This is a genomic window from Pseudomonas sp. KH_024_B2 (assembly GCF_057839965.1).
The window spans coordinates 4,911,797-4,931,148 of record NZ_CM174502.1; the positions used below are offsets into that span (position 1 = coordinate 4,911,797).

The following is a 19,352-nucleotide window of genomic DNA, read 5'->3' on the forward strand; positions in this document are numbered from 1 at the left end:
TGGGCTCAGGTGCGCTCGGCCCAGGCCGCGCTGCTGAAAAATTTCATAGTGACCGCGTGGATGCTGCCATCGGCGATCCATGGGTTCAAATGGGCATAGATGCTCTGCTGACGCTTGACCGGGCTCAAAGCCACCAGTTCGTCACTAATCACGTTCAGCTGAAAATTGCAGCCTTCGCCCTCAACTTCTACCTGCACTGATAGAAGAGTCTCGGACAGCTTTCCTTCAAGAAAGCTCTTCACTTCGTTGGCCTGCATGCTCAACCTCAATCGGCGCCCTGTGCGCGCGGGTCGGACATCATACAAAAAAGCCCCGCGCCTGCGAACCCCGCTAAGCAGGACTCTGACGGGGGGCCTCTTTATAGATGGTAGTTAAGAGTGCTCCAATAGCTCGGTCAAACCGCTGACCTGAGCAATTTCACGCATATCATCGGGCAGCGCACGAATACTCAGCGCCTTGCCGGCAGCTGCTGCATCACGCATGAAGGCCAGCAGCAGCGACAAACCGACGCTGCTGGACTTCTCCACCTGCGAGCAATCGACCACCAGCGCTGTCGCAGTGCTGGACTTGATCAAGGCCTGGCCTTCTTTGCGCAGACCAGGACCACTGCGAAAATCCAGCACACCACTGAGCATCAGCTCGCCAGCTGTGCTCATACGGACGGCCGACTCACTCATTGCGCAGGCTTCTCGGCGGCATCGGCGGTCTTTTCCTTGGCTTTGGCGACTTCACCGGCCCAACCATCGATGGTCTTGTCCAGGTCGTTGCCATTGCGCTGCATGGCGTCCTGGAACTGATCGCGGAACAGCTTGCCGATGTTGATGCCATTGATGATCACGTTACGTACTTTCCACTCACCCTGGATTTTGGTCAGCGTATAGGAAACCGGATAGATCGAGCCGCTACTGCCTTTGACCTGCATATCGACGGTGGTGCGGTCTGCAGCTTCCTCCTTGGCCGGAGAAACGGTAATGCCCTGGTTGTTGTATTCGAGCAAAGCGTTGCCATAGAACTGCATCAGGCTGCGCTTGAAGTTTTCCTGAAAGCGCGCCATCTGCTCAGGCGTGGCTTTACGCGAGAACTTGACGGTCATGATGCTGCGCGAAATGCCGTCGGCATCGACCACCGGGCCGACGATACCGTTCAGGGCATCGTAGAACGCCTCGGGGCTTTGTTTGTACTTCTCTTTATTGGCCGCCAGATCGGCAAGCATCCGGTTGGTGGTGTCCTGTACCAGATCGTGCGCGGAAGGCGCAGCCACGGCGTTAGCCATCAACGGCAGCGCCGCGAGTAATACCAACAGGCCACGTCGCAAGATAGAGATCATGTAAAAACTCCTTATTTGGCTTCTTTGCTAACGGTATTGAGCAGGAATTTACCGATCAGGTCTTCGAGCACCAGCGACGACTGGGTGTCATGGATGGTGGAACCATCCTTGAGCAAGGTCTCCTCCCCGCCCACGCTGAGGCCGATATATTTCTCGCCCAACAGGCCAGAGGTCAGGATAGATGCAGTGGAGTCAGTCGGCAGGTTATCTACCCGCTTTTCCAGCTGCAGCGTGACCCTCCCTGTGAAACTGTCGCGATCCAGATCGATTGCCGTGACCTTGCCGATGGTCACACCGGCCATGGTCACTTTGGATCTGACAGTCAAACCGGCGATATTGTCGAAATACGCATAAAGTTTATAGGTGTCGCTACTCGCGTTCGGGGACAGTCCACTGACCCGCAAGGCAAGCAGCAGCAACGCCAGGATGCCAGCCAGCAAGAAAAGGCCGACACCGATTTCCAGGGTGCGGTTTTGCATCAGAAATCTCCAAACATCAAGGCAGTCAGAATAAAGTCGAGGCCGAGAATGGCCAATGAGGCATACACCACGGTCTTGGTGGTGGCGCGACTGATCCCCTCGGATGTGGGCTCACAGTCGTAGCCTTGAAAAACGGCAATCCAGGTCACTACAAAGGCGAAGACGATGCTTTTAATGACACCATTGAGCACGTCGTCGGCGAACGTCACGCTGTTTTGCATGTTCGACCAGTAGGAACCTTCATACACGCCAAGCCAGTCGACAGCCACCCAGGAGCCGCCCCAGATCCCCACCACGCTGAAAATCATCGCCAGCAGCGGTAGTGAAATGAAGCCGGCCCAGAGGCGCGGGGCAATGATGTACTTGAGCGGGTCCACACCAATCATTTCCAGACTGGAGAGCTGTTCGGTGGACTTCATGTTGCCGATTTCGGCGGTCAGGGCCGAACCGGCACGCCCGGCGAACAGCAAAGCAGTGACCACCGGCCCCAATTCACGCAGCAACGTCAGCGCAACCATCTGCCCAACCGCCTGCTCCGAACCGTAGCCGGACAGGATATTGAAGCCTTGCAGCGCCAGCACCATACCGATGAATATCCCGGAGACCACGATGATCACCAGGGACATGACGCCCACCGAATGCAGTTGCTTGACCAGCAAGCCGAACCCGCGGCCAATGCCGTCGCGACCGAACAGTGCATGAAACAGAAACAGCGTCGAACGTCCCAACACCTCGAGGATGTCGATAGCCGCTCGCCCGAACAGGCGAACCCGCTCTATCAGTGATTTCTTGCGCATCAGCGCTTCCCCAGAAGATCTGTGCGGTAATCCGCCGCCGGAAAGTGGAACGGTACCGGACCGTCCGGTTCGCCCGTCATGAATTGGCGAATGCGCGGATTGTCGGAGTTCATCAACTCCTCGGGAGTCCCCTGCCCCAACACCTGCTCATCACCGACCACGTACAGGTAATCGGCAATGCTCGCGGTTTCGGCCAAATCGTGGGAAACCACGATACTGGTGATCCCCAGAGCATCGTTGAGCAGACGGATCAGGCGCACCAGCACGCCCATGGCAATAGGGTCCTGCCCGACAAAGGGCTCGTCGTACATGAGGATTTGCGGATCGAGGGCAATGGCGCGCGCCAACGCGACACGACGCTTCATGCCACCCGACAACTCGTCGGGCATCAAATCGATGGCGCCACGCAACCCCACCGCCTGCAATTTCAGCAAGACGATGTCGCGGATCATTTCATCCGGCAATTGGGTATGAACGCGCAACGGAAAAGCCACGTTCTCGAAAACATCCAGATCCGTGAACAGTGCGCCGCTTTGAAACAACACACCCATTTGCTTGCGTGCATCGAACAGATCGCTGCGCGAAAGCTTCGGCAGGTTCTGGCCGTTGACCCAGACTTCTCCGCGGGTGGGCCGCAGCTGCGCACCCATCAAGCGTAACAGTGTGGTTTTGCCGCAGCCGGAAGGCCCCATGATGCCGGTGACCTTTCCCCGCGGGATGCGAATATCGATGTTATTGAAGATGCTGCGCGTACCGCGCTTGAAGGACAGTCCCTTCAGCTCGACCGCGTAGGCGTTATCGGCACTCATCTAAACTCCTTGCGATGCAGCCTCTCACTCGGACGCCCGACTCCCTGTCGGAAGCACATCCTGGCAGGCCGAACTGGCGGCGAACTATATCATTGCTGATGCAAAGCGCCCAAGGCCGAAGCCAGACCTGTTCAGCATCAAGACAGGCTAAAAGTCGCCTTTTAAAGCCATTGCACAAGAGCGCCTTGATAAAGCTCGACGAACTTGCGTGAGGGAATCAATCATAACCGCTATAATCGCCGCCTTTTCATCTGGGTATACGATTTCTGACATGAGCCAATCCAGCGACCTGATTCAATCAGCACAACGCACCATCCGCCTCGAGATTGAAGCCGTAGAAGGTTTGCTGGCTCATATCGACGCAGATTTCGTACGCGCTTGCGAGATGATTCTGGCCAGCAAAGGCCGCGTGGTCGTGGTCGGCATGGGTAAATCCGGACACATCGGCAATAAAATTGCCGCGACCCTGGCCAGTACCGGCACCACGGCATTTTTCGTACACCCGGCAGAAGCCAGCCACGGCGACATGGGCATGATTACCCGCGACGACGTCATCATCGCTCTGTCCAACTCTGGCTCCACCAATGAAATCGTCACCCTGCTGCCACTGATCAAGCGTCTGGGTATCCAGTTGATCAGCATCACCGGCAATCCCGAGTCAGCGCTGGCCAAGGCCGCCGAGGTCAATCTGAATGTTCACGTCGAGCACGAAGCCTGCCCGCTGAACCTGGCGCCGACGTCCTCGACCACCGCCGCCCTGGTCATGGGCGACGCACTTGCGGTCGCCTTGCTGGAAGCACGGGGTTTTACGGCCGAAGACTTCGCCTTTTCTCATCCGGGGGGCGCCCTGGGCCGTCGCCTGCTGCTGAAAGTGGAAAACGTCATGCATTCGGGCGCGGAGCTGCCTCAAGTGCAGCGCGGCACCCTGCTCAAAGACGCCTTGATGGAAATGACCCGCAAAGGTCTTGGCATGACCATGATTCTCGAGGCCGACGGGCGTCTGGCCGGGATCTTCACGGACGGCGATTTGCGCCGCACACTGGATCGCACCATTGACATCCACAGCGCCACCATCGATGAAGTGATGACCGTTCATGGCAAGACCGCACGGGCCGAGATGCTCGCAGCCCAGGCCCTGAAAATCATGGAAGACCATAAAATCAGTGCACTGGTGGTGGTCGACAGCGATGATCGCCCGGTTGGCGCCTTGAATATGCACGACTTGCTGCGTGCGGGAGTAATGTAATGAGCACGGACCTGCTGCAACGCGGTAAAAACATCAAACTGGCGATTTTCGACGTCGACGGCGTGCTGACCGATGGCCGCCTGTACTTTCTCGAAGACGGCAGCGAATTCAAGACCTTCAACACCCTCGACGGCCAGGGCATCAAAATGTTGATGGCCGCGGGCGTGCAGACCGCCATTATCAGCGGCCGCAAGACCCCGGTGGTGGAGCGGCGAGCGAAGAATCTCGGCATTCCTCATCTTTATCAAGGCCGCGAAGACAAACTGGTCGTCCTTGACGAGCTTCTTGCCCAGCTCAACCTAAGCTATGAACAAGTCGCCTACCTGGGTGACGATCTGCCCGACCTGCCAGTGATTCGTCGCGTCGGCTTGGGCATGGCTGTCGCCAACGCTGCCAGTTTTGTCCGCGAACATGCACACGGCATTACGCACGCCCGTGGCGGCGAAGGGGCGGCACGCGAATTCTGCGAGTTAATCCTGCGCGCCCAAGGCAGCCTTGAAGCGGCCAACGCCGCCTACCTGTAGAGCCCTTTATGCTGAGCAAAAAAATTCGCACCATTTTGATTTTCGGAGTCATCGCCGCCCTGTTCGCGGCCGTTGGCTACTGGAACATCAGCCCGGAACGCTTTCTGGAGCGGCCGACGGCGGTCGTCGACGAAAGCGCTATCGACTACTACGCCATCAACGCCCACAGCGTGCAGTTTCTGCCCGATGGCAAGTTGCAGTACGAAATGACGTCCGACAAGGTCGAGCACCTGAAAGCAACCGACATCACGCTGCTGACCAAACCCGACCTGCAGATGTATCGCGGCACGACATTCCCTTGGCACATTCAGAGCGAACGTGGCGAGGTCAATCCGGGCGGCACTGAAGTTGAATTGATTGACTCGGTGCGCATTGCGCGTACCGACGAGAAAAACCGTACGACGATCATTACCAGTAGTCGTATGACTGTATTCCCCCAGAAGGAATATGCGCAGACCGAGCAAGCCGTTAGAATCGACGGCGCTGGTGGCGTATCGACTGGTAACGGAATGAAAGCGTATTTGAAAGAAAGCAGGATACACCTGCTATCGAACGTAAGAGGACAGTATGAGGCTCGTTAAAACCCTCCCTATTTTGCTCAGTCTGGGCGCAGCACTGGGAAGCGTGAGCGCCTGGGCCCTGCCGGACGATAGCCAGCAACCTATCCGGATTCAGGCTGACGACGCCCAACTGGACGACAAGCAAGGTATCGCCACCTACAAAGGTGATGTAATCATCACCCAGGGCTCGATGAAGGTCACCGGCAACACCGTGACCATCACCCGCACCCCGGCCGGCGAGATCGACGTTGTGACCTCGGTGGGCAACCTGGCCTACTTCGAGCAGTTGCAAAAGCCAACCGACGCGAAACCCGTCCAGGGTTATGCGGTGACTATCCAGTACCATGCGGCGCAAAACCGCGTCGTGCTGATTGACCGTGCCAAAGTGATCAACGACGGCAACACCACCGAAGGCGAGAAAATCGTCTACGACACCGTCAAGCAGGTTGCTAACGCAGGCCGCGCCACCGGTAGTTCGGTCACTGCGCCACGCCCACGGATCGACATGGTCATCCAGCCGAAAAAGAAAACCGACGAGCAAAAGGCCCAGTAATGGCAACTCTGAAAGCTCAGCATCTGGCCAAGAGCTACAAGAGCCGTCAGGTCGTGCGTGACGTTAGCCTGTCCATCGACAGCGGTCAGATCGTCGGCCTGCTCGGCCCTAACGGTGCCGGCAAGACCACCTGCTTCTACATGATCGTCGGGCTGGTCCAGGCCGATCAGGGTCGGGTATTGATCGATGATCTGGACGTCAGCCACCAGCCGATGCACGGCCGTGCACGGGCCGGTATCGGCTATCTGCCGCAAGAGGCGTCGATCTTCCGCAAACTGTCGGTTGCCGATAACATCATGGCCATTCTCGAGACCCGCAAGGAACTCGACAAGGCCGGGCGTCGCCAGGAGCTGGAAAGCCTGCTTCAGGAATTCCACATCCACCACATCCGCGACAACCTCGGCATGAGCCTCTCCGGCGGCGAACGCCGTCGCGTGGAAATCGCCCGTGCCCTGGCCACCGCACCGAAGTTCATCCTGCTCGATGAACCGTTTGCCGGCGTGGACCCGATCTCGGTGGGTGACATCAAGCAGATCATTCATCACCTGAAGGCCAAGGGTATCGGCGTGTTGATCACCGACCACAACGTCCGTGAAACCCTGGATATCTGCGAGACCGCCTACATCGTCAACGACGGCCAACTGATCGCCGAAGGCGACTCTGAAACCATCCTGGCCAACGAACTGGTCAAGGAAGTGTATCTGGGCCATGAGTTCCGCCTGTAAGTCGAGGCGACTGGCTAGTCACCAGAGCGCCGGTAGCAATAAAACCTGATAAAAATTTATTGTTACAGTGCTCTAGGCAAACACTCGCCCCAAGGTGTTCAGCCAATCACCAGAGCGCTACCTCAATAAAGCCTTATAAAAATTTATTGTTACAGCGCTCTAGGCAAACACTCCCGCTTCAGGCATATAATTTGCTTATGTTTGGCGCTTCGGCGCCCTGTAGTGGATGGCGCATGCGCGCCGGCGAATAAGGTGTTAAGCCCCTGCCATGAAACCATCGCTTGTCTTGAGAATGGGCCAGCAGCTGACGATGACACCGCAGCTGCAACAGGCCATCCGCCTGCTCCAATTGTCGACCCTGGACCTGCAACAGGAAATCCAGGAGGCATTGGAGTCCAATCCGATGCTCGAACGCCAGGAAGAAGGCGACGACTTCGATAACGCCGACCCTATGGCCGACAACGTCGAGCAGAAACCCAATACCGATATTCAGGAACCCTCCTATCAGGAAACCGCCCCAACGGTGGATAACCTCGAGGAAGGTGACTGGAACGAGCGCATCCCCAACGAACTGCCGGTCGATACTGCCTGGGAAGATGTTTACCAGACCAGCGCCAGCAGCCTGCCGAGCAACGATGACGACGAATGGGACTTCACCACCCGCACATCGGCCGGTGAGAGCCTGCAGAGCCATTTGCTCTGGCAACTGAACCTGGCCCCGATGTCCGACACCGATCGCCTGATTGGCGTGACCCTGATCGATTGCATCAACAATCAGGGATACCTGGACGAGACGCTCGAGGAAATCCTCGAAGCCTTCGACCCGGAGCTGGATATCGAACTGGACGAGATTGAAGCCGTCCTGCATCGCATCCAGCAATTCGAGCCGGCCGGTATCGGTGCGCGCAATCTGAGCGAGTGCCTGTTGCTGCAACTGCGTCAATTGCCCGCCAAGACCCCTTGGCTGACCGAGGCCAAACGCCTGGTCAGCGACTTCATCGACCTGCTCGGCAGCCGCGACTACAGCCAGCTGATGCGTCGCATGAAACTCAAGGAAGACGAGCTGCGGCAGATCATCGAGTTGGTGCAAAGCCTCAACCCGCGCCCGGGCTCGCAAATCGAGTCCAGTGAAGCCGAGTATGTCGTCCCCGACGTGATCGTGCGCAAGGACAACGAACGCTGGCTGGTGGAGCTGAATCAGGAATCCGTGCCGCGCCTGCGGGTCAACCCGCAGTACGCCGGTTTCGTGCGTCGCGCTGACACCAGCGCCGACAACACCTTCATGCGCAACCAGTTGCAGGAAGCCCGCTGGTTCATCAAGAGCCTGCAAAGCCGCAACGAAACCCTGATGAAAGTCGCCACCCAGATCGTCGAGCATCAGCGCGGCTTTCTCGAGTACGGCGATGAGGCGATGAAACCGCTGGTGCTGCATGACATCGCCGAAGCGGTGGGCATGCACGAATCGACGATTTCCCGGGTCACCACCCAGAAATTCATGCATACCCCACGGGGTATCTACGAACTGAAATACTTTTTTTCCAGCCACGTCAGCACCTCTGAAGGCGGTGAATGCTCGTCCACAGCGATCCGCGCGATCATCAAAAAACTGGTCGCAGCGGAAAATCAGAAAAAGCCGTTGAGTGACAGCAAGATCGCTGGTTTACTGGAGGCACAAGGCATTCAGGTAGCCCGCCGCACCGTCGCCAAGTACCGTGAATCCCTTGGGATTGCGCCTTCGAGCGAACGCAAGCGGTTGATGTAACGGGCCACGCCACAGCGTTCCAGGGTGCGTTCGAAAACTCGCAGGCAGTTTTCGGACACAGCCTAGTGGCAGGCAACCCAGCCTGCCGCCTTATGCACTGGCAACGAAGGAGAAGCTGTATGCAAGTCAACATCAGTGGACACCAACTGGAAGTGACCGAACCTCTGCGCGCCTACATCGGCGAAAAGCTGGAGCGATTGGAAAGGCATTTCGACAAGATCACCAACGTGCAAGTCACGATGACGGTCGAGAAGCTGAAGCAGAAAATCGAAGCTACCTTGCATATCCCCGGCAATGAAGTGGTCGCCAACGCCGAACATGAAGACATGTACGCGGCGATCGATGCACTCACCGACAAGCTGGATCGCCAACTCAAAAAGCATAAGGAAAAGACCCAAAGTGTCCTCCAGGGCGCAACAGGTCGTTAACACTCCCAACCCATGATCCGACTTGAAAACATCCTGACCCCCGGCCGTTCCTGCGTGAACGTGTCGGGCGGCAGTAAAAAGAAAGCCCTCGAACAAATTGCCAACCTGATCCACCGCGAAGTGCCGGATCTGGAAATGCAGGATGTCTTCGAGGCCCTGATCGCCCGTGAAAAACTCGGTTCCACCGGTTTTGGCAACGGCATCGCCATTCCACACTGCCGCCTCAAAGGCTGCACCTCGCCCATCAGTGCCTTGATGCACCTGGACGCCCCCATAGATTTCGACGCCATCGATGGCGCCCCGGTCGATCTGCTGTTTGTCCTGCTGGTCCCGCAAGCCGCTACCGATGCGCACCTGGAACTGCTTCGGCAAATTGCCAGCATGCTTGATCGCAAGGAAGTGCGCGAAAAACTTCGCAGCGCCGCAACTAATGAAGCCCTGTACCAGGTTGTCCTGGACGAGCAGAACGGTCACTAATCATGCGTTTGATTATCGTCAGCGGCCGATCCGGCTCGGGTAAAAGCACCGCCCTCGATGTATTGGAGGACAACGGTTACTACTGCATCGACAACCTGCCGGCAGGCCTGCTTCCAGAACTGGCCGAACGCGCGTTGATTCATACCGAACTGGCGCAACCGCTGGTTGCGGTATCCATCGACGCACGCAACTTGCCCAGCCATCTGTCGCGTTTTCCGGAGCTTCTGGAAGAAGTGCGCAGCCGGCACATCCAATGCGATGTGTTGTATCTGGATGCCGATGAAGAAACCCTGCTCAAGCGTTTCTCGGAAACCCGTCGGCGCCACCCCCTGAGCACCGCCAATCGATCCCTCGCCGAAGCCATTGAAGATGAAACCAATCTGCTTGGGCCGATTGCCGACCTCGCCGACCTCAAGATCAACACCACTCATCTGAACCTGTATCAGTTGCGTGACACCATCAAGCTTCGCCTGCTGAACCAGCCGGAGCCGGGCACGGCATTTCTGGTCGAATCCTTCGGCTTCAAGCGCGGTATGCCGGTCGATGCCGACCTGGTGTTCGATGTACGCTGCTTGCCCAATCCTTATTGGAAACCGGAGTTGCGCGAGCAATCCGGGCTGGATCAGTCGGTCGCCGACTATCTGGCTGCTCAGCCGGATGTCGAGGAAATGTACCAGGATATCTCAACGTATCTGCTGAAGTGGCTGCCCCGTTTTGCCGCCAGCAACCGCGCCTACGTTACCATCGCCATTGGCTGCACTGGCGGGCATCACCGCTCCGTCTACCTGACCGAACGTCTGGGCCAGGCCCTGCAGAAGTCCCTGAAGAATGTCCAGGTTCGCCACCGCGACCTAAGCTAAAGGATCCACATCGCGATGCCTGCTCTGGAAATTGAAATCATCAACAAGCTGGGCCTGCACGCCCGCGCTTCTGCAAAATTCGTTGGCGTTGCCGGTCAGTTCAAGGATTGCACGATCAGAGTAGGACGCACACCCGAATCCACGGTCGACGGTAAAAGCATCATGGCCATGATGATGCTGGCTGCCGGCAAAGGGACGAAAGTCCACCTGAGCACTGAAGGTGAGCAGGAGCAGGAAGCGCTGGACGCGCTGGTCGATTTGATCAACCGCTATTTCGACGAAGGCGAGTAATACCTACCCTGTGGCGAGGGAGCTTGCTCCCGCTCGGCTGCGAAGCAGTCGTAACCCAGTCGATGCGGTGTGCCTGGAAAAATGAAGTTGCAGGTTTTGGGGCCGCTTCGCAGCCCAGCGGGAGCAAGCTCCCTCGCCACGAGTACTCACCAGACTAAAGACTTACGTTAACTGGCTGGCATTGGGGCTTGCCCCCTCGCCACAGATCTCGCGCTGACGCCCACAAAAAAGGTGTGCCACCCATTGGGTGACACGCCTTTTTTTGAAGCTGTGGTCGTTTAGCTGCCAGCAACAGTCATCCGCTCGATCAACACCGAACCCGTGCGGATATTGCTGCGCAATTCCAGGTCATTACCGACCGCGATAATCTGCTGGAACATGTCGCGCATATTGCCGGCGATAGTCACTTCCTGCACCGCGAACTGAATCTCGCCGTTCTCGACCCAGAAGCCCGCGGCGCCACGGGAATAGTCGCCAGTCACCATGTTCAAGCCCTGCCCCATCAACTCGGTGACCAACAGCCCGCGGCCCATCCGCCGCAACAGCGCAGCCTGGTCTTCGTCGCCATGGGTGACGAACAGGTTATGCACGCCACCAGCGTTGGCGGTGCTTGGCATGCCCAGCTTGCGACCGGAGTAAGTCCCCAGCACATAAGAAACCAAATGACCGTTTTCGACGAAAGGCTTGGCATACGTTGCCAGGCCGTCGCCATCGAACGCCGAGCTGCCCAGGCCGCGCATCAAGTGCGGGCGTTCATCAAGGGTCAACCACTCAGGGAACAACCGCTGACCCAGCGTGCCTTCGAGGAACGACGATTTACGGTACAGATTGCCGCCGGAGATCGCCCCCAGAAAGCTGCCGAACAGACCACCGGCCAGTTCTGCGGAAAACAGCACCGGCACTTCGCAGGTGGGAACCGGACGCGCGCCCAGACGGCTCGCTGCCCGTTGCGCAGCACGCTGGCCGATGCTGACCGGATCGGCCAGCAGTTCACCCTGGCGATTCATGTCATACCAGTAATCGCGCTGCATCTGACCGTCGGCTTCGGCAATCATCACGCAGCTCAGGCTGTGCCGGGTCGACGCGTAACCGCCGACAAACCCGTGGCTGTTGCCATACACCCGGCAGCCCTGATGGGTGTTCAAGGTGGTGCCATCGGCGTTCTTGATCCGGCTGTCGGCGGCAAACGCTGCCGCTTCACAGGCCAATGCCTGCTCGATGGCTTGTTCCGGGGTAATGTCCCAGGCGTGGAACAGGTCGAAATCCGGCAAGTCCCTGGCCATCAAGGCGGCATCGGCCAGACCCGAGCTTTCGTCTTCCGAGGTGTGTTTGGCGATGGCCAGTGCCGCGGCGACGGTTTCGCGAATCGCCTCCGGACCGCTGGCCGAGGTGCTGGCCGAGCCTTTGCGCTGCCCCACATACAAGGTGATGCCAAAGCCCTGGTCGCGGTTGAACTCAACGGTTTCGACTTCCCGCTGACGCACCGTGGTCGACAGGCCCTGCTCCAGCGACACCGCCACTTCACAGGCACTGGCGCCCTGGCGCTTGGCCTCGGCGATGATCTGCTCGACTTGTTCCTGCAGTGCCGGCAAAGCTTGTGGGCCGACGCTTTCTGCTGCACTCATGGTGTTCTCCACTCAAATTCTGCTTTCGGTTAAGGCCTTCGAGCGACCGGGCCGGACAAGCGGCCCCCGACTGGTTATCATGGCGGCGTTTCTTTGCGGACTGCCACCATGGTTGATTCTTACGACGACTCCCTCGATGGGGAGAAAAGCAAATCCCAGGTCAAACGTGAGCTGCATGCTCTGGTTGACCTCGGCGAGCGCCTTACAACACTCAAGCCTGACTTGCTGGCAAAACTGCCATTGACCGACGCCTTGCGCCGGGCTCTGAACGATGCGCCCAAGCACACCGCGAATATCGCGCGTAAACGGCACCTCATGTTCATCGGCAAACTGATGCGCGATCAGGATACTGACGCCATTCTGGCCTTGCTCGATCAACTCGATGCCTCCACTCGGCAGTACAACGAACGTTTCCACGGCCTGGAACGCTGGCGCGATCGCTTGATCGCGGGCGATGACGGCGTCCTGGAGAAGTTCGTCCTCGACTACCCGGACGCGGATCGCCAGCAACTGCGCTCCTTGATCCGTCAGGCCCAGCATGAGCTTGCGCATACCAAGCCACCTGCTGCCAGCCGAAAAATCTTCAAGTACATCCGTGAGCTGGACGAGACACAACGCGGCCTGCGTTAGTCTTCGACCCCGGGTGGGTTGTGCCGCGTTGCGGTTCGCCCACCCAAGGCTCCACTTCACCCGCCCGTGCCACCTACGGTGATCGCGTCAATTTTCAAGGTTGGCTGGCCGACACCCACCGGCACCGACTGCCCATCCTTGCCACACGTCCCCACACCGCTGTCCAGCGCCAGGTCGTTACCGACCATCGACACTCTGCTCATGGCTTCCGGCCCGTTACCAATCAAGGTCGCACCTTTGACCGGCGCGGTGATTTTGCCGTCTTCGATCAAATAGGCCTCGCTGGTGGAGAACACGAATTTGCCGCTGGTGATGTCCACCTGACCGCCGCCGAGGTTGGCGCAGTAGATGCCCCTCTTCACCGAGGCGATGATTTCGGCCGGATCGCTTTCGCCAGCGAGCATGTAGGTGTTGGTCATCCGCGGCATCGGCAGATGCGCATAAGACTCGCGACGACCGTTGCCGGTGCGGGCCACGCCCATCAGTCGGGCATTGAGCTTGTCCTGCATATAGCCTTTGAGCACGCCGTTTTCGATCAGCGTGGTGCACTCGGTTGGAGTGCCCTCGTCGTCGATGCTCAAGGAGCCACGGCGACCGGCCAGAGTGCCATCGTCGACAATGGTGCAGAGTCTGGAAGCAACCATTTCACCCATGCGGCCGCTGTAAGCCGAGGCGCCTTTACGGTTGAAGTCGCCTTCCAGACCGTGACCTACCGCCTCATGCAACAGCACGCCAGACCAGCCGGAACCGAGGACCACCGGCAAAGTGCCAGCCGGTGCCGGAATCGCTTCGAGGTTGACCAGCGCCTGACGCAGCGCTTCACGGGCATAGCCCATGGCGCGGTCCTCGCCGAGGAAATAACGGTAATCGGTACGGCCGCCGCCGCCATGACCACCGCGTTCGCGACGACCGTTCTGTTCGACGATGACGCTGACATTGAACCGCACCAGCGGTCGCACGTCAGCCGCCAGGCTGCCATCGGTGGACGCCACCAGAATCCGCTCCCAGACCCCGGCCATGCTCACGGTGACTTGTTGAATGCGTGGGTCCAGCAACCGGGTCGCGGCATCGATACGCTTGAGCAGCTCGACCTTTTCGGCGCGGCTGATGACTTCCAGTGGGTTGTCCGGCGCGTAGAGCTGAGCCACGTCCTGAGTGCTGAATGCCTGCACGGTGCCATTCTGCCCGGCACGGGAGATCGAACGGGCAGCACGGGCGGCCAGACCCAGGGCTTCGAGGGTAATGGCGTTGCTGTAGGCAAAACCGGTCTTCTCGCCCGATTGCGCACGCACGCCGACCCCTTGGTCGAGGTTGAAGCTACCTTCCTTGACGATGCCGTCTTCCAGCGCCCAGGTCTCGGAAATCTGCCCCTGGAAATACAGGTCGGCGGCATCGATGCCCGGCCCGGCCAGATCGCCGAGCACTGCTTGCAGGCTTTCGATGGTCACGCCGCCGGGCGCTAAAAGGTGTTCACTGACTGAGGACAACAACTCGCTCATATGCTTTGCGCCTTAAATTCATCGTTCTGAGGCAGGTCGCTGCGCGCCCTGCGAGAAAAAGCGCCGATGGCTGGCCACCGGCATCCGCGCCCGTATGGACGCCTGTTCGCTGCTATCGCGTTCGGCCAGCAGCACGGCCTCGCCTTGATCCTGTTCAGCCAGCACACGCCCCCAAGGGTCGATAATCGCGGCATGACCATAGGTTTCTCGCGGTCCCGGGTGAGTCCCACCCTGGGCGGCCGCCAACACATAACACTGAGTCTCGATAGCCCGTGCACGAATCAGCACCTCCCAATGAGCCGCGCCGGTCACCGCAGTAAATGCTGACGGCGCGGTGATCAACTCGGCGCCGGCTGCGCGCAACTCACTGTACAACTCCGGGAAGCGCAGGTCGTAACACACCGTCAGGCCCACTCGGCCGACGGGCGTGTCCGCAACCACTACCGCGTCTCCATGAGCATAGTCATCGGACTCACGATAACGCCCGCAATTGTCGGCAACATCCACATCGAACAAATGCAGTTTGTCGTAACGCGCCACCGCCTCGCCATGTTCGTCGATCAACAGGGAGCAGGCATTGACCTTGCCGCCGGGCTGATCCCTGGGCGGCAACGGCAAGGTGCCGGCCACTATCCATAAGGTGAGGTCGCGAGCGGTCTGTTTCAACCAGGGCAGGATCGGACCGTCGCCCAAGGCTTCGGCACGCCCGATATCGGCGATGTCCCGGCGGCCCATGGCCGCGAAGTTTTCCGGCAGCACCGCGAGCCGGGCACCGCCGGCCGCGGCTTGCTCAAGCAAGCGTCGGGCCTGAGCCAGATTGGCCAGCACGTCGCTCTGGCTGACCATTTGAATCACCGCAAGAGACATGGCGTATTCCTTGAAAGGGATGCAGCCATGCTACTCCATAGGCTTGTATCGTGGTTTTTCAAAAAGGCTTGTCGTAGGTAATTTTCGGCTCTTTCCACCGGCCCTTGACGTCGTATTTCACGCTGGCGAAACGCGCCACGCGATCACCGATCAGCTTGTCGATGAGAAACAACGCACCGCCAATCGCCGGCGCACCGACGATCAAGGCGGCGATCGGCAGGTTGTTGGTCAGCGGCAATGTCACCAGCAGCTTGGCATCGACCTGATCGGCAACCAGATCCAGCGTGCCATTGAGCTCCAGATTGCTCGACGGCCCGGTCAACGTGATCGGCTCACGGGTCACGTACACCCCGTTAGTGGCCACCAGCAGGCCTTTTACCCGGTCGTAACTCAAGCCTTTGCCGAACAGATCAGAGAAGTCCAGCCGCAGGCGCCGACCGATCGAATTGAAGTTGAGCAGACCAAACACCCGCAACGCCTGGGCGCCGCCTTCGACTTCGACGACCTGACCTTTGCGCAACGTTGCATCGAGACTGCCGGAAAAGCGCTTGAGCGCGGCCCAGGCTGGCGAGCCCGGCCAGCGACCGTCCACATCCATATGAAAATCTTCGCTGGTCACCGTAGGCGCATAGCCCCAACCCTTGAGCACATCGGCAAGATTCTTACCGCCCAGACGGCCCTTGTACCAACTGTTGCTGGCTCCAGGCAGACCTTCCCAGCCGCCAGTGCCCTGCAACACCATGCCCCTGAGGCCCAGATCCAGGTTGTTGAGGGCGATCCCCTTGGCGGTTGGACGCACCTTGAGTGACCAGGCGCCGATCAGGTCATTACCCTGGAACAGCTGGCTAATTGAGATATCCAGCGCCGGGATTTTCGTCGGATCGACTGACGCTAAAGGGTCCGGCGAGTTTTCGTCGGCCTGAACTTTTGGATCTACCGCAGGCAAACGCACATATTGCAGATTGATCGCCACCGGCGCGGCCTTGGCATCGGGAATGCCGATACTGCCCTTGGCCTGCTGGCTATCGACCTGCAAAGCCCAGGCGCTCGGTTTGCGATTCAACTGCAGCGAGACCTGATCGAGTGTGGTGCCCAATGCACTGAGCTTGCCCACCTGAACGTCGGCGCTGCTCAGCAGCTGCTTGGCGCTGCCACCGGGGTCTTGCCCGGCATAGCGATCGACCAAGGCTTTCCAGGGCTCTAGATCCAGCTCGGACAGCGCGCCGCGTACACGCAGGCCTTTGGCACCCGGTAACGACGCATTCCCGGCACCGAGAAACAGCTCGCCCCGACCATCGGCGATGCTGCCGCTCGGCGCGGCGAAGGTGAGGCTGGCGAGATCGCCGTAGTTGACCCAGTAACGCCGCTCAGGCCCTTGCAGGGTCATACGAAATACAGTGTCGCGACTTTCACTGGCTGACATGCCGAAAGGTGCAGGCAGATCCACCGTAACGCCCTTGAGGCTGGAGTTGACCATGAGCTGGCTGTCGGCGCCGTCGAGCCTCAGCTGCAATTGATAAGGCAGATCGCCAGTAACCGGCAGCGGCTGGCTGACTTTCAGCCAGTCAGTGAGTTTCTTCACCGCCACCTGGCCCTTGGCGACGACGCGAGTGTTGAGCTTGCCCTCTCTACCATCGGCAAAAATCTGTGCGGTAACAGGCTGGTCGAAGACTTGCGCAGTGATGCCCTGCCCACTCAAACCTTTGCTGCTGTCAAAGCGGAAATCACCCTTGAGCTGACTAAGTTCAAGTTCTGGCTCGCTCAGTTTCAGCCGAGCCTTGGCGGTCTTGAAATCCACCAGGATTTTCGGCAACTCGCCTTTGACCAGCGCAATATCCAGTTTCAACTTGCCCTGCAAGTCACCTTCGCCCTGCCAACCGGCAAAGGCTGCGGCGGTGCCGATCGGCGCCTCCTGCAGAATTTTCAAGCCGTCGCCCAGGCCACCCGCGAACTTGCCATCGAGAAACAGGCGGCTGGTTTGGCCGGCGGGGACATGGGGGATACTGACGTAGATATCGCGAACCTGGGTATCGAGCAATTGGCCCTTGCTGGCCAGGATCCGTACACCGCTGTCTTCGATGAACACATCACCGCTGACCTTGCTGACATGCGGCCAGCCCGGCTGGAACGCCAGTTCGGCGTCGTGCACCTTGAAGAACAGACTGATGCTGCGCTCTGCACCGGTGACTTCATGGCTCAACGAGCCCTGATACTGGAAGAAGCCTTCATCTACCGCGCCCTTGAGAATTGCCGTGCGCAACCACTCATCCAGGGCGGGGCCGAGCAGTTTGGGCAGGTACTTGGCGGTGTAACGACCATCGCCATCGACCAGGCCGACCCGCAGGTCCATGTAGTCTTCCTGGGCTTGATCGAAATACAGGCGGATCAGGAAGTCACCGGCAATCTTGCCCTCCTCGCCGAGTACTTTCAGGTACGGCGAGATGAGGGTGAGGCCTTCTTTATTGAGCTTCCAGGTCAGCCGCGCATTGGCCTGAATGTACTGCCATGGCTTGGCGAAGATCGGGTCCAGATGCAGGGAAAAGTCCTTGCTGTCCATGCGCAGCTCGCCTTGGCCGAGGTCGCCGCTGATGCTGCCGCTGACGTTTCGAGCCGCCGGAGCACCGTGATAGGCGTTGAAACCCACACGTTCAAGATTGGCGGCGAAGCTGACGCGCTGGTCGTCGGTCGCCTGCGGACGGTAGTCGAGCAGCACGTTGCGCAAGACCCCGGTGACCTTGAGGTTGTCGATAACCACCGCAACCTTCTCCGGCACCGGTACCAGGGCATCCAGCACCGGCGTGATCGGCGTCAGATCGAGGCGATCGGCCTGAACATGCCAGCGCTCTTCGGCTTTTTCGGTCGCGGCGAACTGCTGGAGCTGCACATGCGACTCCCAACGGGTTTCGTCGAGGTTCATGGCCAGCGAATCGAGGAGAACGTTGAAGCCTTGGTCGCTGCGCTGGAACCAGGCATTGAGCGCCAGATTCTGGATTTTTAGCGGTTTGCGCTCGGCGTAGGCGCCTTTGACTTGCGGAGCATTGAGGCGCACGACAGCACTTTGCACGGTGCCCTTGCCCCAGCTCAGCCAAAATTCGCCACCGGCCTTGAACTCGGAAAACGTCCATTGCCGGGTCAACCGCGCCGGCAGCCAGCGCGACCAGTCACTTTGCGGCAGGCTCAGGTAAGCATCCGCTTCACCCTCGCGCCATTGGCTGGCGCGCAGACGAGTGCGCAGGCTCAGGGCCACGGGCTGACCGTCAGGCAGGGTCAAGCGGGCGTCGAGACGCTGGCGGGTTGCGCCGGTTTTAAGGTTCAGACCGACATACGTCAGGGTCAGCGGGGTTTCGTTGAACGGTTGCAAAGTGACCTGGCTGTCCAGCACCGACAGCTGAGAAACCATTTGCATGTGATTGAGCAATTGCTCGGGATCAACAGGTTGATCCTGTTGAACCGGCAATCCATCAAGCGCCCAATGGCCGTCCTGGTCTTCCTTCAGGTTTAGTTTCAGACCGCTGAGTTCGAGATGGGCGATACGGACTTCGCGAGCCAGCAGGCTGGCCCAGACATCCGGCACCACCCGCACCTGGTCCAGGCGCAACGCATTGGCACCCTTGCCGACCATCACATCGTGGGCCAACAGAATGGGCGCCAAACCGCTCCAGCTGCCTTCAAGGCTGCCGATGCTCAATGGCATATCCAGTGTTTCGCGCGCCTTGGCCTCGACCTCAGCGCGATACTCGGCGACCAGCGGAATGAGTTCGCGGCCAAGGCTGACGTACAGCGCCGTCAACACCAACAACAACGCGCAAAGCCCCAGACCCCAGCGGGTCAGAGCAGCGAAAAAGCGTATCAGACGCTCCATGTCAGGTGGCCCCCAAGGCAGTAGTCATGCA

21 protein-coding genes are annotated in these 19,352 nt (G+C 59.1%); 11 read left to right on the forward strand and 10 right to left on the reverse strand.

Annotated features, from left to right (window positions below; genetic code table 11):
• Positions 1-5: 5 nt before the first annotated feature.
• The 6 genes from AC3I0A_RS22805 to AC3I0A_RS22830 form a co-directional block, all read right to left on the reverse strand.
• Entirely contained in the window at positions 6-257 is a 252-nt protein-coding gene (locus AC3I0A_RS22805; RefSeq protein WP_095077854.1) for a BolA family protein, read from the reverse strand.
• 114 nt (positions 258-371) lie between these two features.
• A complete protein-coding gene (locus tag AC3I0A_RS22810; protein WP_489374845.1) occupies positions 372-677 on the reverse strand; it encodes an STAS domain-containing protein in 306 nt (101 codons plus the stop codon).
• Positions 674-1,327 (reverse strand): MlaC/ttg2D family ABC transporter substrate-binding protein, encoded by a 654-nt coding sequence (locus AC3I0A_RS22815; RefSeq protein WP_489374846.1) that lies wholly within the window; start codon positions 1,325-1,327, stop codon positions 674-676. Before AC3I0A_RS22815 ends, AC3I0A_RS22810 begins: the two co-directional genes overlap by 4 nt.
• Positions 1,328-1,338: 11 nt before the next feature.
• Entirely contained in the window at positions 1,339-1,806 is a 468-nt protein-coding gene (mlaD, locus tag AC3I0A_RS22820; RefSeq protein ID WP_489374847.1) for an outer membrane lipid asymmetry maintenance protein MlaD, read from the reverse strand.
• Positions 1,806-2,603, reverse strand: a complete 798-nt coding sequence (gene mlaE / locus AC3I0A_RS22825) for a lipid asymmetry maintenance ABC transporter permease subunit MlaE (protein ID WP_489374848.1) — start codon at positions 2,601-2,603, stop codon at positions 1,806-1,808. The genes mlaD and mlaE overlap by 1 nt, the downstream gene beginning before the upstream one ends.
• Positions 2,603-3,412 (reverse strand): ATP-binding cassette domain-containing protein, encoded by an 810-nt coding sequence (locus tag AC3I0A_RS22830; RefSeq protein WP_489374849.1) that lies wholly within the window; start codon positions 3,410-3,412, stop codon positions 2,603-2,605. The genes mlaE and AC3I0A_RS22830 overlap by 1 nt, the downstream gene beginning before the upstream one ends.
• A 271-nt stretch (positions 3,413-3,683) precedes the next feature.
• Here AC3I0A_RS22830 and AC3I0A_RS22835 point away from each other — a divergent pair, with 271 nt between their 5' ends.
• The 10 genes from AC3I0A_RS22835 (at position 3,684) to AC3I0A_RS22880 (ending at position 10,838) form a co-directional block, all read left to right on the forward strand.
• The gene (locus AC3I0A_RS22835) at positions 3,684-4,658 is read left to right on the forward strand and encodes a KpsF/GutQ family sugar-phosphate isomerase (RefSeq protein WP_489374850.1); all 975 of its coding nucleotides are present in this window, start codon (positions 3,684-3,686) and stop codon (positions 4,656-4,658) included.
• Entirely contained in the window at positions 4,658-5,182 is a 525-nt protein-coding gene (locus AC3I0A_RS22840; RefSeq protein ID WP_489374851.1) for a KdsC family phosphatase, read from the forward strand. The genes AC3I0A_RS22835 and AC3I0A_RS22840 overlap by 1 nt, the downstream gene beginning before the upstream one ends.
• 8 nt (positions 5,183-5,190) lie before the next feature.
• On the forward strand, positions 5,191-5,763 hold the full coding sequence (gene lptC / locus AC3I0A_RS22845; protein WP_489374852.1) for an LPS export ABC transporter periplasmic protein LptC: 573 nt from the start codon (positions 5,191-5,193) through the stop codon (positions 5,761-5,763).
• Positions 5,750-6,295 carry a lipopolysaccharide transport periplasmic protein LptA gene (gene lptA / locus AC3I0A_RS22850; protein WP_489374853.1) on the forward strand — a complete coding sequence of 182 codons (546 nt, stop codon included), beginning with the start codon at positions 5,750-5,752 and terminating at the stop codon, positions 6,293-6,295. Before lptC ends, lptA begins: the two co-directional genes overlap by 14 nt.
• The gene (lptB, locus tag AC3I0A_RS22855) at positions 6,295-7,020 is read left to right on the forward strand and encodes an LPS export ABC transporter ATP-binding protein (RefSeq protein WP_489359425.1); all 726 of its coding nucleotides are present in this window, start codon (positions 6,295-6,297) and stop codon (positions 7,018-7,020) included. Before lptA ends, lptB begins: the two co-directional genes overlap by 1 nt.
• A 268-nt stretch (positions 7,021-7,288) precedes the next feature.
• Positions 7,289-8,782, forward strand: coding sequence for an RNA polymerase factor sigma-54 (locus AC3I0A_RS22860; RefSeq protein WP_489374854.1), 1,494 nt, complete (start codon positions 7,289-7,291; stop codon positions 8,780-8,782).
• Positions 8,783-8,901: 119 nt separating this feature from the next.
• Positions 8,902-9,210, forward strand: coding sequence for a ribosome hibernation-promoting factor, HPF/YfiA family (hpf, locus tag AC3I0A_RS22865; RefSeq protein ID WP_150805857.1), 309 nt, complete (start codon positions 8,902-8,904; stop codon positions 9,208-9,210).
• A gap of 12 nt (positions 9,211-9,222) precedes the next feature.
• A complete protein-coding gene (gene ptsN / locus AC3I0A_RS22870; RefSeq protein WP_489374855.1) occupies positions 9,223-9,687 on the forward strand; it encodes a PTS IIA-like nitrogen regulatory protein PtsN in 465 nt (154 codons plus the stop codon).
• 2 nt (positions 9,688-9,689) lie between these two features.
• On the forward strand, positions 9,690-10,547 hold the full coding sequence (gene rapZ, locus AC3I0A_RS22875) for an RNase adapter RapZ (RefSeq protein ID WP_489374856.1): 858 nt from the start codon (positions 9,690-9,692) through the stop codon (positions 10,545-10,547).
• A 15-nt stretch (positions 10,548-10,562) separates the two neighbouring features.
• The gene (locus AC3I0A_RS22880) at positions 10,563-10,838 is read left to right on the forward strand and encodes an HPr family phosphocarrier protein (RefSeq protein ID WP_489374857.1); all 276 of its coding nucleotides are present in this window, start codon (positions 10,563-10,565) and stop codon (positions 10,836-10,838) included.
• A gap of 278 nt (positions 10,839-11,116) precedes the next feature.
• Here AC3I0A_RS22880 and pmbA read toward each other — a convergent pair whose 3' ends face one another.
• Complete coding sequence (pmbA, locus tag AC3I0A_RS22885) at positions 11,117-12,463, reverse strand: metalloprotease PmbA (protein WP_489374858.1); 1,347 nt, start codon at positions 12,461-12,463, stop codon at positions 11,117-11,119.
• A gap of 108 nt (positions 12,464-12,571) precedes the next feature.
• Between pmbA and yjgA the strand changes: the two genes are divergently transcribed.
• Positions 12,572-13,093 carry a ribosome biogenesis factor YjgA gene (yjgA, locus tag AC3I0A_RS22890; RefSeq protein WP_489374859.1) on the forward strand — a complete coding sequence of 174 codons (522 nt, stop codon included), beginning with the start codon at positions 12,572-12,574 and terminating at the stop codon, positions 13,091-13,093.
• Positions 13,094-13,149: 56 nt separating this feature from the next.
• On the opposite strand, the gene tldD is transcribed toward yjgA, so the two are convergent.
• From tldD to AC3I0A_RS22905, 3 genes are read right to left on the reverse strand one after another with little or no spacing between them, the layout of a single operon-like run.
• Positions 13,150-14,592, reverse strand: a complete 1,443-nt coding sequence (tldD, locus tag AC3I0A_RS22895) for a metalloprotease TldD (protein ID WP_489374860.1) — start codon at positions 14,590-14,592, stop codon at positions 13,150-13,152.
• An 18-nt stretch (positions 14,593-14,610) separates the two neighbouring features.
• Positions 14,611-15,459 (reverse strand): carbon-nitrogen hydrolase family protein, encoded by an 849-nt coding sequence (locus AC3I0A_RS22900; RefSeq protein ID WP_489374861.1) that lies wholly within the window; start codon positions 15,457-15,459, stop codon positions 14,611-14,613.
• A 58-nt stretch (positions 15,460-15,517) separates the two neighbouring features.
• A complete protein-coding gene (locus tag AC3I0A_RS22905; protein WP_489374862.1) occupies positions 15,518-19,321 on the reverse strand; it encodes a YhdP family protein in 3,804 nt (1,267 codons plus the stop codon).
• Positions 19,322-19,352: the final 31 nt, after the last annotated feature.

Excerpts from the sequence above, each read along its gene's own strand:
- mlaE (WP_489374848.1), bottom strand. The coding sequence starts at position 2,603 with ATGCGCAAGAAATCACTGATAGAGCGGGTTCGCCTGTTCGGGCGAGCG.
- AC3I0A_RS22860 (WP_489374854.1), top strand. The coding sequence starts at position 7,289 with ATGAAACCATCGCTTGTCTTGAGAATGGGCCAGCAGCTGACGATGACA.
- mlaD (WP_489374847.1), bottom strand. The coding sequence starts at position 1,806 with ATGCAAAACCGCACCCTGGAAATCGGTGTCGGCCTTTTCTTGCTGGCT.
- lptC (WP_489374852.1), top strand. The coding sequence starts at position 5,191 with ATGCTGAGCAAAAAAATTCGCACCATTTTGATTTTCGGAGTCATCGCC.
- AC3I0A_RS22810 (WP_489374845.1), bottom strand. The coding sequence starts at position 677 with ATGAGTGAGTCGGCCGTCCGTATGAGCACAGCTGGCGAGCTGATGCTC.
- pmbA (WP_489374858.1), bottom strand. The coding sequence starts at position 12,463 with ATGAGTGCAGCAGAAAGCGTCGGCCCACAAGCTTTGCCGGCACTGCAG.
- lptA (WP_489374853.1), top strand. The coding sequence starts at position 5,750 with ATGAGGCTCGTTAAAACCCTCCCTATTTTGCTCAGTCTGGGCGCAGCA.
- AC3I0A_RS22900 (WP_489374861.1), bottom strand. The coding sequence starts at position 15,459 with ATGTCTCTTGCGGTGATTCAAATGGTCAGCCAGAGCGACGTGCTGGCC.
- AC3I0A_RS22815 (WP_489374846.1), bottom strand. The coding sequence starts at position 1,327 with ATGATCTCTATCTTGCGACGTGGCCTGTTGGTATTACTCGCGGCGCTG.
- AC3I0A_RS22835 (WP_489374850.1), top strand. The coding sequence starts at position 3,684 with ATGAGCCAATCCAGCGACCTGATTCAATCAGCACAACGCACCATCCGC.
- rapZ (WP_489374856.1), top strand. The coding sequence starts at position 9,690 with ATGCGTTTGATTATCGTCAGCGGCCGATCCGGCTCGGGTAAAAGCACC.
- tldD (WP_489374860.1), bottom strand. The coding sequence starts at position 14,592 with ATGAGCGAGTTGTTGTCCTCAGTCAGTGAACACCTTTTAGCGCCCGGC.
- lptB (WP_489359425.1), top strand. The coding sequence starts at position 6,295 with ATGGCAACTCTGAAAGCTCAGCATCTGGCCAAGAGCTACAAGAGCCGT.
- hpf (WP_150805857.1), top strand. The coding sequence starts at position 8,902 with ATGCAAGTCAACATCAGTGGACACCAACTGGAAGTGACCGAACCTCTG.
- AC3I0A_RS22830 (WP_489374849.1), bottom strand. The coding sequence starts at position 3,412 with ATGAGTGCCGATAACGCCTACGCGGTCGAGCTGAAGGGACTGTCCTTC.
- ptsN (WP_489374855.1), top strand. The coding sequence starts at position 9,223 with ATGATCCGACTTGAAAACATCCTGACCCCCGGCCGTTCCTGCGTGAAC.
- AC3I0A_RS22805 (WP_095077854.1), bottom strand. The coding sequence starts at position 257 with ATGCAGGCCAACGAAGTGAAGAGCTTTCTTGAAGGAAAGCTGTCCGAG.
- AC3I0A_RS22880 (WP_489374857.1), top strand. The coding sequence starts at position 10,563 with ATGCCTGCTCTGGAAATTGAAATCATCAACAAGCTGGGCCTGCACGCC.
- AC3I0A_RS22840 (WP_489374851.1), top strand. The coding sequence starts at position 4,658 with ATGAGCACGGACCTGCTGCAACGCGGTAAAAACATCAAACTGGCGATT.
- yjgA (WP_489374859.1), top strand. The coding sequence starts at position 12,572 with ATGGTTGATTCTTACGACGACTCCCTCGATGGGGAGAAAAGCAAATCC.
- AC3I0A_RS22905 (WP_489374862.1), bottom strand. The coding sequence starts at position 19,321 with ATGGAGCGTCTGATACGCTTTTTCGCTGCTCTGACCCGCTGGGGTCTG.